Raw genomic sequence first — 13,999 nt, forward strand, 5'->3', positions numbered from 1 at the left:
ATCAAGTCACACCGGGTCCCACAACAGGAACTGTGCCGGCGTTGGGTTGTAGGCGTTGCAGGGATTGTTGAGCTGGGGGCAATTGGAGACCAGCATCAGGATGTCCATCTCTGCCCGCAGCTCCACGTATTTGCCGGGGGCGGAGACGCCGTCGGCAAAGGTGAGCTGGCCGTCGGCAGTGACGGGCACGTTCATGAAGAAATTGACGTTGGGCACCAGGTCGGCCTTGTCCAAACCCAGGTCGGCCTCCTGCAAGGCGATCAGGTAGTTGTCGCGGCAGGAGTGCATGAACTTCTTTTGCAGGGCGTAGCGCACGGTGTTGCTTTCGGCGGCGCAGGCGCCCCCCAGGGTGTCGTGGCGACCGCAGGTGTCGGCGACGATGGTGAGCATGGGATTGCCTTCGTCGCTGTAGAGCACCGAGTCGGTGGTGAGGTAGATGCCCCCCTGGCGCAGCAGGGTTTCCGTGGCGCTGTAGTGTTCGGCCGGGTCTTCGGCGTTGTAGAAGATCACGTCCACGGCCTGGTTGCCTTCCAGGTCCACGATGCGCAGGGTCTGTCCCTTGTCGAAAGCCAGCAGGTAAGGTTCTCCGGCGGGCAGGGTGTGATTGAGGATCGCAGCCTCGGGCTTGAGCGTGCTTTCCTGAATGCGGATGGCAGTGGCAGTGTTTGGGTGGGTCATGGCGATCTCCTCAAACCAAATAGAGCATGTCGCTGTTGTGCAGGGCCCGGGCGTTCTCGGGGCGGAAGGCGCGGCAGAAGTCGTCCTTGGGGGCGACGCCGGAGCGCCACAGGGCGAGGCCCACCTTCTTGCCGTTGTAGCTGGGCGACGGGTCCAGGGGATGGGGCGCGGTGGAAAAGGCCAGGATCACGTCCATGTCCAGGCGCAGGTCCACGTGGTCGCCGGCCTTGCTGTGGTTGGGAACGAAGGCGAAGCGGCCTTCCCCGTCCACCGTGACCTTGGAGAAGAAATTCACCGGCGCCACCAGATCGCGCTTGGACAGACCGTACTTGCCGATCTCGATCAGCAATCCGGCGCGGCCGGAGCGATACATGCCGTTGCGGGATTGCTGGTAGCGGTGCTCGCCGTACTTCTCGGCCATGCGGAGATCGTCCAGCAGCAGGCCCAGGGGGTCGTGCCAGCCCACGGTGTCGTCGGTGATGGAGGCGAGGGAACGCCCCATGTCGCTCATCAGCACATGGCCCTTGCTGTAGTGGGCGGTGTGTTGGGCCTTGAGGGAATCGGGCATGTTGTAGCGCTCGAGCTTTTCCTTGGCGGAGTAGAGCACCACGGAAAGATTGGCGCCGTCTTCCAGGGCCGTCATGCGCAGGGTGGTGCCCCGGGGCAGGGCGTAGGACCAGTGGCCGCCGCCGGGCACCAGTTCGGAGAACAGCACGTCCTCCCCGGCCAGTTCCGGGGCGAAACGGCGCCAGTGTTCGATGGCGTCCACGGCTTCATCGTGAAGGTTGGTGTTCATGGTGATTCCTCAATCGGTTTCCGGTGCCAGCAGGGGCGGGATGATGGCGGCCAGGAGCTGCAATTGGCCGGTGATGACGCCGCGCTGGGTGATCATGTCGTTGGCGATGTCCTGCAACTTTTGGGCGTGGCCCTGGATCAGGATCACCTCCATCATCTGGTTGTGGCTCAGATGGACGTGGAGGGAACTGATCACCTCGTCGATGTGCTTGTACTGGATGTCGGCCAGGTTCTTTTGCAGGCCCCGGGTGGAGCGGTCGTAGAGCAGGGTGATGGTGCCCACCATGACGTCGTTGCCCAGCTTGCGCTTGTGTTCCGCCAACTGGTAATTGACCATGTCGCCGATGGCCTGGGAACGGCTGCCGTAGCCGCGGCTCTCCACCATCCGGTCCAGCTCGTCGAGCAGGGCCGGAGGTAGGGAGATGCTGATGCGGCTGACGTTGCCGTTGTTTTTTTCTTCGTCGGCCATGATGGGCCCCTCCCGATTAGATGACAGGCTTGAAGCCATCGTCGCGAGAACCCCAAGGCCGGGCCGAGAAGCGCAACCGTACAAGGGGTACGGTGAGCATCGCAGGCGCGGGATTGGGGGGCGCAGCAGATGGATTCATGGCTGTTTAGAACATGTAGGAATAGCGGTCCGTCTCCCACTTGCTCACGGTCAAGTGGTAGGCCTCCCATTCCTCGCCCTTGTAGCGGATGAACTCGTCCCGCAGTTCCTTGCCCAGCACCTGTTCCACCAGGGGGTCGGCGGCGAAAGCGGCCACGGCTTCTTGCAAGGTCTGGGGCAGGAAGTCGATGCCCCGGGCCCGACGTTCGGCATCGCCGATTTCGTACAGGTTGTCCTCGTTGGGCTTGCCAGGATCGAGACCTTCGCGGATGCCTTCCAGGCCGGCAGCCAGCACCAGGGTGGCGGCCAGGTAGGGATTCACCGCGCCGTCGGCGTTACGGGATTCGCAACGACCGCCGCCGGCAGGAATGCGAACCGAGTTGGTGCGATTGTTGGAGCCGTAGGAGTTGAACACCGGCGCCCAGGAGAAGTAGCTCATGGCACCGCGACGCACCAAGCGCTTGTAGCTGTTCACCGTGGGGGCGAACACGGCGCAGAGGGCGCGGCCGTGCTTGAGGATGCCGGCGACGAACTGGTAGCCTAGCTTGGTCAGGCCGATGCCGTTGGGGTCGTCCTTAGGGTCGCAGGCGAACAGGTTGCTGCCATTCTTCAGGTCGTAGAGGGACATGTTGAAGTGGGCGCCGTTGCCGGTCTTGTCGGCGAAGGGCTTGGGCATCATGGTGGCCAGCAGGCCTTCTTCCTTGGCGTAGTGCTTGGCCATGAAGCGGAAGAAGGTGAGGCGGTCGCAGGTGGTCAGGGCGTCGGCGTATTGGAAGTCGAACTCGAACTGGCCATTGGCATCCTCGTGGTCGAAGGAATACAGATCCCAGCCCAGGCCGTTGATGGCGCTGGCCATCTTGTCCAGCCAGCCGAAGCTGTTGGTGAAGCCGCGCACGTCGTAGCAGGGCTTGGTCAGCTTGTCCTCGGCATCGGGCACCGACAGGCTGCCGTCTTCATGCTGCTTGAGCAGGAAGATTTCGCACTCGATGCCCAGGTTCATGCCGAAGCCCAGCTTGGCCGCCTCGGCCAACTGGTTTTGCAGGGCGACCCGGGTGTTGAGGGCGTAGGGCTTGCCCTGGAAATGGTTGTCGGCGGGGATCCAGGCGATCTTGGGTTCCCAGGGCAACTGGATCAGGCGGCTGAAGTCGGGGATGGAGGTCAGCTCGTCGTCGTTGGGGGCCTGGCCCAGACCGTCCAGGGCGTAGCCGGTGTAGCGCTCGGAACCCTTGGCCATGTGGCCCAGGTGGTGGATGGGAACGACCTTGGCCTTGGGCACGCCGTGGATGTCCACGTAGGCGCCGATGCAGTATTTGACCCCTTTGTCTGCGAGTTCCTTTTGCAGACGGGCGATGTCTTCCTTGCTGGTCATGATGAATCCTTGATTAAAGAAGGTTGGGGTGGAGGGTTGGGTTGGGATTGCGTCAGGCCTGACTGAAATAGGAAAAGTCCAGGGGCGGCATTTCATGGCTGCCCCGGGTAATGAGTTCGGCAAGGTCGTCCACCAGCCACTGGAACCACTGTTCGCCCTTGGCGGCGGTGGCGAGGCTGGGCTGGCCGGTGACGCCGTTGAGACTGGTACGGTTCACCGGGTGGGCGAAGACGCAGCAGCCGGTGCGGTCGGGATCGTCGGCTTCCGTCAGCTTGTCCGGGCGCACGCCCTCGGGGGCGATGGCCAGCATGAGGGAGGTTTCGGCGTCGTTGGCGTGCCAGTCGTCGCCGTCGGCGGCGTGGAACTGTTTGACCCGGGCGCTGAGGCTGGCGGTGTTGATCACGGCAACCATCAGGTCGTCGTGTTCGGCCCGCAGCATTTCCAGGGCGCAACGCAAGGGCGCGGCGTTGGTGACATGGGCATTGACGATGAACAGGCGGCGCACGCCGCTGTGGTAGGCCCAGTCGCCGATCTGTTTGACGAACTCGATGAGCACTACGGGCGTGACGGCGATGGTGCCGGGCCAGCGCCGACTGTGGCCCAGAGAGCAGCCGTAGGGCAGGGGAGGCAGCATGGGCACGCGGGTCTTTTCCGCCACGGCGGCGCAGAGCTTGTCGGCGATCACGGTGTCGACGCCGCAGCCCAGGTGAGGGCCGTGCTGTTCGGTGGCGCCCACGGGCAGGATGGCGGCGTTGCCGCAAGCGGCCAACACGCCAGGGAGTTCTTGCCAGGTCAGGTCGTTCCAGAGCATGGCTTACTCCACGTTGTCCGCAACGTTGGTGAAACGAATCATGGGCGCCTTGCCCAGGGCAGCTTCCTCGCTGGCGGTTTCTTGCGCCACGGGGGGGTGGATCAAGGTTTCGATGCGGGCCTTGGTGGCGCGGAATTCGGCGCTGCCGAATTGGCCGGCGGAACGGGGCCGGGGCACGGGCACTTCGATCACTTCCTGCACTTCGCCGGGGTGGGGCTTGAGCACCAGGATGCGGTCGGCCAGATAGACCGCTTCATCGAGATCGTGGGTGATGAAGAGGATGGTGATGTCCAGGTTCTTCCAGATGTCGAGCAGATGGCTTTGCATCTTGGCCCGGGTCTGGGCATCGAGGGCACCGAAGGGTTCGTCCATCAACAGGATGCGGGGCTCGTTCACCAGGGCGCGGGCGATGGCGACGCGCTGGCGCATGCCGCCGGAAAGCTGGTGGGGATAGGCGTCGGCGAACTTGGTCAGGCCCACCAGGTCGAGCCATTGGCGGGCCTGGTTCTCGGCCACGTTGCGGGTGTGGCCGCTCATCTCGGGGCCGAACATGACATTGCGCTTGACCGTGAGCCAGGGGAACAGGGAATAGCCCTGGAACACCATGCCCCGGTCACGGCCGGGACCGGTAACGGGCTTGCCGTCCAGCAGCACGTCGCCGCTGGTGTGGTTCTCCAGGCCGGCGAGGATGCGGATCAGGGTGGACTTGCCACAGCCGGAGGGGCCGATGACGCAGACGAATTCGCGGCGATGGACCTTGAAGTTGATGTCGCGCAGGGCTTCGGTTTCGCCCTGGGGCGTGGCGTAGCGCTTGCCGAGGTTTTTGACTTCGAGGATGGTCTCCCGTTCGTAGATGCGGGAGAAGCGTTCCCGTACGGCGGGGGATTGGTCCAGGTAGCTGGGCAGGGTGATGTCGGGATTGGTGCTCATGTCTTTGCCTCGCGTTTAGGCCGTACGGCTGCGGTCCCAGGGGAAGAGCTTGCGCCCCAGGCGTTCCAGCAGCAGGTCGCTGCCGAAGCCGATGACGCCGATGATGACGATGGCGGCATAGACGTTGTCGAAGTGCTGGTAGCGGGCCTGCTGGGTGATGAACCAGGTGATGCCGGAGCTGGTGCCGATCAGTTCGGCCACGATCAGGTAGGTCCAGGCCCAGCCCAGCAGGATGCGCTGGTCGCGGTAGAGGTCGGGCAGGATGCCGGGGATCACCACCCGGGTGATCAGGCGCAGGCCCTTGGTGCCCAGGGTGCGGGCGGCCTCGATCAGGGTGGCCTCCAGCTTGCGGGTGGTGTTGGCGATGATCAGCACCTGCTGGAAGAAGGTGCCGATGACGATGATGGCGATCTTGGGGCCGTCATAGATGCCCAGCACGGCCACCGCCAGGGCGCCGAAGGCGGGCGCGGGCAGGTAGCGGAAGAATTCGATGAAGGGTTCGTGCAGTCGGCCCAGGCTGGCGTAAGTGCCGCAGAGGATGCCGAGGGGGACACCGATCAGGGAGGAGAGGACGAAGCCCCAGAAGATGATCTGGATGCTGTGCCACAGGCTTTCGTGCAGCCAGGGGGCGTCCTTCTGTTCCGGCGCGGTGGTGAAGCCGGTGTAGAAGGCCTTGAGCACCTGGTGGGGCGCCGGCAGGTAGATGGGGTTGGCGGGCACGCCGCTGGGAAGGGCCTGGCCCTGGGTTTTCATGTCGCTGAGTTGCTGGTCGAATTCATCCCGGTCCACCAGCATGCCGGGTTGGAAGTAGTCCACGCCGCCGACGTCCTCGATCATCACTTTCGGATGCCAGACGAAGGGCACGTAGCTCACCACGCACCAGACCAGGAGCGGCAACAGGAACGACCCCAGCGTCAGCAGGCTGCGTTTCCTGCGGGCGTTGGCCGGGTGATTCATCCAGAGGCTGAGGGCGTTCATGTCGGGCTATCCTGATCGGTGACGGGGCGTTCGTTACTTGGCGTTGGTGAAGGAGGCGTCCAGGTAGCCGTCTACGTTCTCCGGCTTCTTGTAGACCTTGTTGGCGACGTTGAAGGCATCGACGATCTTGGTGGAACCGTAGAGGGTCTTGAAGCCGTCACCCTTGACGTACACCTTCTTGCCTTCTTCCAGGCTCAGCAGGCGGGTGCCCTTGAGCATGGGCAGATACTCGGCCGGGGTCACGCCGGAACGGGCGGCCATGATCTTCACCGCGTCGGGTTGGGTCTTGGGGTCTTCGATGTAGGCCACCACCTTGTCCCAGACCTTCACCAGCTTTTGCCAATCGGCGCGGCGGGCCTTGACGCTGGCGGGATTCACGGCCAGCACGTCGTAGATCAGGCCCGGTTCGTCGGCGGAGGTGTAGATGGGCTTGGACCCCGGCACGGCCTTCATGGCCTCGCCGGAAATGGGTTGCCAGGCACCCACGGCGGCGATGTCCTTGCCGGTGAGCATCTGGGGCATTTCATTGGTCTTGGCGTTCACGATGGTGACGTCGGACTCCTTGAGGCCGGCCTTCTTCAAACCGTTGAGCAGCAGCAGGTGATCCACCAGGCCCTGTTCCACGGCGACCTTCTTGCCCTTCAGGTCGGCCACGGACTTGATGCCGGGCTTGGCGACGATCATGTCGTTGCCGTTGGAGTAGTCGGTGATCAGCACGATCACGCTCTTGCCGCCGCCGGAACCGGTGACCAGGGCGTCGCCGTTGGTCATGGTGACGGCGTCGATCTTGCCGGCAGCGAAGGCATCCATGGAGGCGGAGTAGTCGAACCATTCGAACTTCACGTCCACGCCGGCTTCCTTGATCCAGCCCTTTTCGATGGCCACCTGCCAGGCCACCCAGCCCGGCCAATCGCTGTAACCCACCTTGAGGGGCGGCGCGGCGTAGGCGCTACAGGTGGTGGTGAGGGCCAGGGCGGCGGGGACGAGCAGTTTGGCTGCCCAGTGCTGGACGGTCTTGCTGAAGTTGTGCAATTTCACGACGCGCTCCTTACTGAAATGATGGGGTTGATTATTACTAAACGTAAAAAACGTAATACCACGCAGCCTATTTAGCAGGATCGGTGCCACGCGAATGATTGCTACAACTATATGTTTATGAATGGATATTTCCTTTGCATGGCGGTCTTGTCCGTCGCCGGGGATGTCGTCTTTGGTGCGGTTTGGTGAAAATTGCACCGGCGTTGTGCCTCTCTGGCGATGCAACGGCGAGGGCGGATGGCCGGGAAGCGGGCAGTACCGGCCCGAGGACAAAAGGGCGGGGATTTGGCATGGCTGTTGCTGAAAAATCCTTGCGACAGCGGACCACCCCGGTCCGTGCCCGGAACGATCCGGGGCGGCTTCAACGCCCGAGGCCGCGGCTATTTCTGGACGACCAGACCATCAGGACGATAGGGCCCTTCCGTGGAACGGGCCCTTCGGTCCGGCCATCGAGGAGTGTCCATGTCAGTCGTTTCATCCCCCGCCACCGTCCATACGGCTTTCCAAAAATTGCCGGTGGTGGATGTGTCCCTGTTGTTTTCCCCCGATCTCGATCAACGGCGGCAAGCCGCCCAGGCCCTGGGCCGCGCCGCGCGGGAGGTGGGCTTTCTGTATGTGGTGGGCCACGGTGTGTCGCCGGCCCTGATCGAGAATCTGGTGGCCTGTGCCAAGGCCTATTTCGCCCAGCCCCTGGCGCAAAAGATGGCGGACTACATCGGTCATTCCCACAACCACAGCGGCTACGTGCCGGAAGGGGAGGAGCAGTTCTACGGCGCCGCTGCCGATCTCAAGGAAGCCTACGACGTGGGCTTCGATCTGCAAGGGCAAGCTGAGCGGCGGCCCATGCTGGGGCCCAATCGCTGGACGGAATTTCCCGGCTTCAAGGAAACGGTCAAGGCCTATTACGACGCGGCGCTGGCCCTGGGGCAGGTGTTGTTCCGCGGCTTTGCCCTGGCCCTGGATCTGCCGGAGGACAGCTTCAGCCGTTGGGTGACCGCGCCTCCCAGCCAGTTGCGCCTGGTGCACTATCCCTACAACCCCGCCGCCTCGACGGACCGGCCCGGCATCGGCGCCCATACCGACTACGAGTGCTTCACCATCCTGCTGCCGACGGCGGATGGGTTGGAGGTGATGAACGGCGCCGGCGAATGGATCGACGCGCCAGTGGTGCCCGGCGCCTTCGTCATCAACATCGGCGACATGATGGAGGTGTTGAGCAACGGCCGCTTCGTCGCCACCGCCCATCGGGTGCGCAAGGTGAGCGAGGAGCGCTACTCCTTTCCCCTGTTCTGCGCCTGCGACTACGACACCGTGATCGCGCCGGTGCCGGCCCTGGTGCCGGCGGGCAGCGTCAGCGCCTATGGTTCCCTGGTCTGCGGCGACCACCTTTACGCCCAGACCCTGCAAACCTTCGGCTATTTGAAAAAGCGTCTGGCGGCGGGCGAAGCGGCCCTGCCCAGCGGCGCCCGCGCCCTGTCCTCCTTCGGTCCCCGGGCCCATGTCGGCGAGGGGCGGCCATGACCCTCAACGAATTGCTGGCGACACATGCCCACCGCGCCGAGGGCGGCGTGCCCGATTGGATGCTGGGTTTCTGGAAGCGTTATGCCATCAGTTTCGCCAACGGTCAGACGGATGTGCACACCCACGTCTGCTGGCTGCAAAGCCGCAACTTCACCATCGACCTGCGCTTGCCCGTGGCGGCCGACCAGGTGCCGGCGCGGCCCCTGGCGGACTATCGGGCGAGTGAACTGCGGGTGTTGGCGGATTATGAAGGCTGGACTGCGCCATCCACCTGGGACGGCCGCGCCTTGCAATGGCACGCAGCCGAGGCGTCCCTGCAATGGCATAACCGCTGGCCCGAGCCGGCGCTATTGCAGCGGGTGGGCAACTGCATGGTGGAATTCGCTCCCAGCGGCGCCTATGTGGAGGACTGGCGTTTGCAACCCTCGGCGCCAGGACCCTTGATCGGCCTGCGTCTGGTGGAGGAGCGGCAGGTCGGTGGTGACCGGGTGCGCCACCGCGGTGGCGCCTTGATCGTCTGCGGCGACCATGCAGCCCTGGTGTTGGGGCGCGCCGAGGCGCCCCCTGAGCTTCCCACCGCGACCCCGACCTCAACCTTGAAAATCCAGGCCCTGGCGGCCCAAGGGCAAGAGGAACGTCTGGCGAGTCTGTTCGGCTTTGAAACCTCGGTCGCCAAGGGTTCCTTGGCGACGGGTTTTACCGTGACCCTGTCCACCCGCCCGGGGCGGATCGGACAATCCCTGTTCGCCGATGAAGGCTTTGCCTGGCAGCCCGGGACAGGGGGTGGCGCGGCGCGCGTGACCCAACGCTTCCAGGATGAAGCCGGGGAATGGGAGCGGCTGTTCGTCGTGGACACCCTGGAGCGCGAGCTGGACTTCAGCCAGGCCACACCCTGGCCAGCCGAGGCCGCCGCCTGGTTTGAACGGGAGGCGGTAACCCTGGGCCGCTACCTCCAGCCTCTGTATTAAGGCTGGGGAGTAGCGCTAGGATCAAGGCGGCAGGATCAGGGCAGCAGGGATTCGCCGGCCAGGAGCTGGGCCACGGTTTCCCGCTGCCGCACCAGGTGCACCTGGTCGCCGTCCACCATGACCTCGGCGGCGCGGGGGCGGGTGTTGTAGTTGGAGCTCATGGTCATGCCGTAGGCGCCGGCGGAGAGGATGGCCAGTAGGTCACCCTCGGCCAAGGCCAAATCGCGGTCGTGACCGAGGAAGTCGCCGGATTCGCAAATGGGACCGACGACCTCGTAGCTGCGGGTGCTGCCTTGACGGGGCGCCACCGGAACGATGTCGTGGAAGGCGTCGTAGAGGGCGGGGCGGGCCAGGTCGTTCATGGCGGCGTCCACCACGGCGAAGTCTTTTTCCTCGCCGTGCTTGAGTACTTCCACCTTGGTCAGCAGCAGGCCGGCATTGCCCACCAGGGAGCGGCCCGGTTCGAACACCAGCTTTTCCTTGCGCCCGGCCAGCACCTTGAGCAGGGGGGCCAGGTAGTCGGCGGCGGAGAGTTCGGTTTCGTCCTGGTAGCGGATGCCCTTGCCGCCGCCCAGGTCGATGTGCTCAATCACAATGCCGTCCTTGGCCAGGGCGTCCACCAGGGCCAGCACCTTCTCGGCGGCTTCGGCGGCGGGGGCGGGGTCCAGCAACTGGGAACCGATGTGGCAGTCGATGCCCTTCACTTGCAGATTGGGCAGGGACGCGGCCTTGCGGTAGAGGGCCAGGGCGTCTTCGTAGACAACGCCGAACTTGGCGGTGCGCAGGCCAGTGGAAATATAGGGATGGGTCTTGGGATCCACGTTGGGATTGACCCGCAGGGAGATGGGGGCCTTCTTGCCCACTTCACCGGCGACGGCATTGAGGTGGTCCAGTTCGGCGGGGGATTCCACATTGAAGCAGTGGATGCCGGCCTCCAGGGCCATCTTCAATTCGTCGCGGCGCTTGCCGACGCCGGAGAACACCACCTTGGAGGCGTCGCCGCCCGCGGCCAGGACCCGGGTCAGTTCGCCACCGGAGACGATGTCAAAGCCGGCGCCGAGGCGGGCGAAGACGTTGAGCACCGCCAGGTTGGAGTTGGCCTTGACGGCGTAGCAGACCAGGGATTCGCGGCCTTGCAGGGCGGCGGCGTAGTCTTGATAGGCGGCGGTGAGGGCGGCGCGGGAATAGACGTAGCAGGGGGTGCCGAATTTCTCGGCGATGGTGGCGAGGGAAACCCCTTCGACATGAAGGGTTCCGTTGTGCGACTGGGTGAGGCTCATTGCTTGGATTCCTGGGTGTTTTTACCGGTGGTGGCTTTGTTATCATCGCCGCCCTTGGCGGGCTCGGCTTTTTTCGCGGCCGCCGGTGGTGTGCCGGTGGGCGTGGATAAATAGAGCGGACCCTTGAGGCCGCAGGCGGCAAGCGTGAAGGACAGGCAGAGTGCCGTCAGCACGAGAATGGTTGGACGCATCTTGCGGATTTCCGAAGTATGTCGACCCGGGTCGACAGTGGCGAAGGATGGTAGCACGCGATGAATGAACAGGAATTTGCCGAGCAGGCCGACGCCATGCTGGCCCGCATCGAAGCGGCGCTGGAAGCCCTGCAAGCCGGGGACGGCCCCGATTTCGACTTCGAGTTGAAGCCCGGCGGCGTGTTGGAGATCGAGTTCGACAACGGCAGCAAGATCATCGTCAATCGTCACGGCGCGGCGCGGGAAATCTGGCTGGCGGCCCGCTCCGGCGGTTACCACTTCCGTTACGAAGACGGCCAGTGGCGGGATACCCGCAGCGGCGACGGGCTGCTTGTTTCCTTGGCCCGCTGCATGGGCGAACAGTCCGGCGTCAGCGTCACCCTCGCCTGAGGGCATGCGCCCCGGCGAACCGGGGCGTGGGCGCGTCAGTTTTTCTTTTCCCCCACCTCGGCCGGTTTGGCGACAGGCTTGGGCTTGGCGTCCTGCACGGGGGCCAGGGGCACCTGGGGCCGCTCGCCGTTGGCCGGGTCCTCGCTGCCAGGCTCGGGCAGGGCTTCCTTGTAGATCATTTCGCGCACGGTCTTCTGGCTTTCCGGGTCGGTGGCGGTCATGGACACCAAGCCCTCGGGCGCTTCCATCCAGGCTTCGGGCACGCCCTTGAGGGCCTTTTCCATGAAGCCGATCCAGATCGGCAACGCCGCGCCGCCGCCGGTTTCGCCGCCGCCCAGGGAGCGCGGCTTGTCGAAGCCGATCCAGGCCACGCCCACCAGGGTCGGGTGGTAGCCGCAGAACCAGGCGTCGATGGAGTCGTTGGTGGTGCCGGTCTTGCCGGCGATGTCATAGCGCTTGAGGATGCCCGGTGCCCGGGCGGCGGTGCCGCGTCGGGTGACTTCGTGCAGCAGGCTGTCCATGATGTAGGCGTTGCGCGGGTCGATGGCGCGGATGTTCTCGTCGCCGGCCACGGGCGGATCGAACTGGGCCAGCACCTTGCCCTTGCTGTCGAGGATCTGTTTCACCACGAAGGGCTGGATGCGGTAGCCGCCGTTGGCGAACACGGAGTAGGCCGCCGCCTGTTGCCAGGGGGTGACCGAGCCGGCGCCCAGGGCCATGGTCAGGTAGGGCGGATGCTTGTCGGCCTCGAAGCCGAAGCGGGTGATGTATTCCTGGGCGTAGTGGGTGCCGATGGAACGCAGCAGGCGGATGGACACCATGTTCTTCGACTTGGCGATGGCGGTGCGCAGGGTCATCGGGCCTTCGTACTTGCCGTCGTAGTTCTTGGGCTCCCAGGCCTGGCTGCCGGTTTCGCCGGCGGGGATGACGATGGGCTCGTCGGGCACCACCGAGGCCGGGGTGTAGCCCTTTTCGATGGCGGCGGAGTAGATGAAGGGCTTGAAGCTGGAGCCGGGCTGGCGCCAGGCCTGGGTGACGTGGTTGAACTTGTTGCGGTTGAAGTCGAAACCGCCCACCAGCGCCCGCACCGAGCCGTCCACCGGGTTGGCGGCGATGAAGGCGGATTCCACCTCGGGCAGTTGCGCCACTTGCCATTGGCCCTTGTCGTCCTTGGACAGACGGATCACCGCGCCGCGCCGCAGGCGCTTGTTGGCCGGTGCCTTGTCGTCCATCATCCGCGCCGGGAATTTGAGGGCATCGCCGCTCAGGGTGACGATCTCGCCGCCGCGCAGGTAGGCGCGCAAGCGGGTCGGGCCGGCTTCCAGCACCAGGGCCGGCAGCAGGGTGTCGGCGTCTTCGTAGTCGGACAGCAGGTCTTCCAGGGCTTCGTCCTGGTCGGACTTGATGCCGTCCATCTTTTCGTAGGCCTCGGCGCCGCGATAGCCGTGGCGGCGATCGTAGTCGAGGACGCCGCGGCGCAGGGATTGGTAGGCGGCCTGCTGGTCGGCGGCGTTGATGGTGGTGATCACCTGGTAACCACCGGAATAGGCCTGCTCCTGGAAGCGTTCGACGGCGATCTGGCGCGCCATTTCGGCCACGTATTCGGCGTGGAGGCCGAAGTCGTTCACGTCCTGCTTGACGTGCAGGGGCTCGGACTCGGCGGCCTTGTACTGGGCTTCGTCGATGAAGCCCAGTTCCTTCATGCGGCGCAGCACGTAGAGCTGGCGCAGGCGTGCCCGCTTGGGATTGGCCACCGGGTTGTAGGCCGAGGGGGCCTTGGGCAGGCCGGCCAGCATGGCGGCCTCGGCCGGGCTCAGTTCCTTGAGGGCCTTGCCGAAATAAATCTGGGCGGCGGAGGCGAAGCCGTAGGCGCGCTGGCCCAGGTAAATCTGGTTGATGTAGAGCTGGAGGATTTCATCCTTGGACAGGCTGTGCTCGATCTTGAAGGAGAGCAGGGCTTCGTACACCTTGCGGGTCAGGGTTTTCTCGCTGGAAAGGAAGAAGTTGCGCGCCACCTGCATGGTGATGGTGGAGGCGCCCTGACGCTTGCCGCCGCTGGCGAAGTTGGAATAGGCGGCCCGCAGCACGCCCAGGGTGTCGATGCCCGGGTGCTGGTAGAAGCGTTCGTCCTCCGCCGCGAGGATGGCGTGCACCATCAGCGGCGGTACTTCCTTGATCTGGACCACGTTGCGCCGTTCCTCGCCGAATTCGCCGATCAGCTTGCCGTCGGCGGAATAGATGCGCAGGGGAATCTTGGGCCGGTAGTCGGTGAGGACGTCCAGGGAAGGCAGCTGGGGATAGGCCAGCACCACGACAATGCCCACCAGGGCGGCACACACCAGCAGCAGGCCGGCGAAGGCCAAAAAACCATAAAGAAGCCAACGCAGGGGGGAGGGAACAGTCATGGCGGAGTCCAGCCGGGAAAGAGGCGGGATTATACGGC

The 13,999-nt window shown here is 64.6% G+C and carries 14 protein-coding genes; 3 read left to right on the forward strand and 11 right to left on the reverse strand.

Features of this window, described 5'->3' with window-relative positions:
* Positions 1–6: 6 nt before the first annotated feature.
* The 8 genes from ACYQ2U_RS00755 to ACYQ2U_RS00790 form a co-directional block, all read right to left on the reverse strand.
* Complete coding sequence (locus ACYQ2U_RS00755) at positions 7–678, reverse strand: urea amidolyase associated protein UAAP2 (protein ID WP_459948425.1); 672 nt, start codon at positions 676–678, stop codon at positions 7–9.
* Between the two features lie 10 nt (positions 679–688).
* Complete coding sequence (locus ACYQ2U_RS00760; RefSeq protein ID WP_459948426.1) at positions 689–1,474, reverse strand: urea amidolyase associated protein UAAP1; 786 nt, start codon at positions 1,472–1,474, stop codon at positions 689–691.
* Positions 1,475–1,483: 9 nt separating this feature from the next.
* A complete protein-coding gene (nikR, locus tag ACYQ2U_RS00765; RefSeq protein ID WP_459948427.1) occupies positions 1,484–1,942 on the reverse strand; it encodes a nickel-responsive transcriptional regulator NikR in 459 nt (152 codons plus the stop codon).
* 145 nt (positions 1,943–2,087) lie between these two features.
* A complete protein-coding gene (gene glnT / locus ACYQ2U_RS00770) occupies positions 2,088–3,449 on the reverse strand; it encodes a type III glutamate--ammonia ligase (protein ID WP_459948428.1) in 1,362 nt (453 codons plus the stop codon).
* A gap of 52 nt (positions 3,450–3,501) precedes the next feature.
* Complete coding sequence (locus ACYQ2U_RS00775) at positions 3,502–4,260, reverse strand: creatininase family protein (RefSeq protein WP_459948429.1); 759 nt, start codon at positions 4,258–4,260, stop codon at positions 3,502–3,504.
* Positions 4,261–4,263: 3 nt separating this feature from the next.
* Positions 4,264–5,190, reverse strand: a complete 927-nt coding sequence (locus ACYQ2U_RS00780; protein WP_459948430.1) for an ABC transporter ATP-binding protein — start codon at positions 5,188–5,190, stop codon at positions 4,264–4,266.
* A gap of 15 nt (positions 5,191–5,205) precedes the next feature.
* Complete coding sequence (locus tag ACYQ2U_RS00785) at positions 5,206–6,147, reverse strand: ABC transporter permease (RefSeq protein WP_459949223.1); 942 nt, start codon at positions 6,145–6,147, stop codon at positions 5,206–5,208.
* A 54-nt stretch (positions 6,148–6,201) separates the two neighbouring features.
* Positions 6,202–7,206, reverse strand: coding sequence for an ABC transporter substrate-binding protein (locus tag ACYQ2U_RS00790; protein WP_459948431.1), 1,005 nt, complete (start codon positions 7,204–7,206; stop codon positions 6,202–6,204).
* A 462-nt stretch (positions 7,207–7,668) separates the two neighbouring features.
* Here ACYQ2U_RS00790 and ACYQ2U_RS00795 point away from each other — a divergent pair, with 462 nt between their 5' ends.
* Together ACYQ2U_RS00795 and ACYQ2U_RS00800 are read left to right on the forward strand one after the other, a co-directional pair.
* Positions 7,669–8,727: an isopenicillin N synthase family dioxygenase gene (locus tag ACYQ2U_RS00795; RefSeq protein ID WP_459948432.1), complete on the forward strand. Its 1,059-nt coding sequence runs from the start codon at positions 7,669–7,671 to the stop codon at positions 8,725–8,727.
* Entirely contained in the window at positions 8,724–9,695 is a 972-nt protein-coding gene (locus ACYQ2U_RS00800; protein ID WP_459948433.1) for a hypothetical protein, read from the forward strand. Before ACYQ2U_RS00795 ends, ACYQ2U_RS00800 begins: the two co-directional genes overlap by 4 nt.
* A 35-nt stretch (positions 9,696–9,730) precedes the next feature.
* Here ACYQ2U_RS00800 and lysA read toward each other — a convergent pair whose 3' ends face one another.
* Positions 9,731–10,975: a diaminopimelate decarboxylase gene (gene lysA / locus ACYQ2U_RS00805; protein WP_459948434.1), complete on the reverse strand. Its 1,245-nt coding sequence runs from the start codon at positions 10,973–10,975 to the stop codon at positions 9,731–9,733.
* A complete protein-coding gene (lptM, locus tag ACYQ2U_RS00810) occupies positions 10,972–11,166 on the reverse strand; it encodes an LPS translocon maturation chaperone LptM (RefSeq protein WP_459948435.1) in 195 nt (64 codons plus the stop codon). Before lptM ends, lysA begins: the two co-directional genes overlap by 4 nt.
* 60 nt (positions 11,167–11,226) lie before the next feature.
* On the opposite strand from lptM, the gene cyaY reads away from it, so the two are divergent.
* Positions 11,227–11,556, forward strand: coding sequence for an iron donor protein CyaY (cyaY, locus tag ACYQ2U_RS00815; RefSeq protein ID WP_459948436.1), 330 nt, complete (start codon positions 11,227–11,229; stop codon positions 11,554–11,556).
* Positions 11,557–11,591: 35 nt separating this feature from the next.
* Here cyaY and ACYQ2U_RS00820 read toward each other — a convergent pair whose 3' ends face one another.
* Positions 11,592–13,961 (reverse strand): penicillin-binding protein 1A, encoded by a 2,370-nt coding sequence (locus tag ACYQ2U_RS00820; protein WP_459948437.1) that lies wholly within the window; start codon positions 13,959–13,961, stop codon positions 11,592–11,594.
* Positions 13,962–13,999: the final 38 nt, after the last annotated feature.

It is taken from the genome of Denitratisoma sp. agr-D3 (genome assembly GCF_054658675.1).

Bases quoted from the DNA above. Each gene is read 5' to 3' on its own strand.
- ACYQ2U_RS00795 (WP_459948432.1), top strand. From the start codon at position 7,669: ATGTCAGTCGTTTCATCCCCCGCCACCGTCCATACGGCTTTCCAAAAA.
- cyaY (WP_459948436.1), top strand. From the start codon at position 11,227: ATGAATGAACAGGAATTTGCCGAGCAGGCCGACGCCATGCTGGCCCGC.
- ACYQ2U_RS00775 (WP_459948429.1), bottom strand. From the start codon at position 4,260: ATGCTCTGGAACGACCTGACCTGGCAAGAACTCCCTGGCGTGTTGGCC.
- nikR (WP_459948427.1), bottom strand. From the start codon at position 1,942: ATGGCCGACGAAGAAAAAAACAACGGCAACGTCAGCCGCATCAGCATC.
- ACYQ2U_RS00785 (WP_459949223.1), bottom strand. From the start codon at position 6,147: ATGAATCACCCGGCCAACGCCCGCAGGAAACGCAGCCTGCTGACGCTG.
- ACYQ2U_RS00780 (WP_459948430.1), bottom strand. From the start codon at position 5,190: ATGAGCACCAATCCCGACATCACCCTGCCCAGCTACCTGGACCAATCC.
- lysA (WP_459948434.1), bottom strand. From the start codon at position 10,975: ATGAGCCTCACCCAGTCGCACAACGGAACCCTTCATGTCGAAGGGGTT.
- ACYQ2U_RS00760 (WP_459948426.1), bottom strand. From the start codon at position 1,474: ATGAACACCAACCTTCACGATGAAGCCGTGGACGCCATCGAACACTGG.
- ACYQ2U_RS00820 (WP_459948437.1), bottom strand. From the start codon at position 13,961: ATGACTGTTCCCTCCCCCCTGCGTTGGCTTCTTTATGGTTTTTTGGCC.
- ACYQ2U_RS00755 (WP_459948425.1), bottom strand. From the start codon at position 678: ATGACCCACCCAAACACTGCCACTGCCATCCGCATTCAGGAAAGCACG.
- lptM (WP_459948435.1), bottom strand. From the start codon at position 11,166: ATGCGTCCAACCATTCTCGTGCTGACGGCACTCTGCCTGTCCTTCACG.
- ACYQ2U_RS00800 (WP_459948433.1), top strand. From the start codon at position 8,724: ATGACCCTCAACGAATTGCTGGCGACACATGCCCACCGCGCCGAGGGC.
- glnT (WP_459948428.1), bottom strand. From the start codon at position 3,449: ATGACCAGCAAGGAAGACATCGCCCGTCTGCAAAAGGAACTCGCAGAC.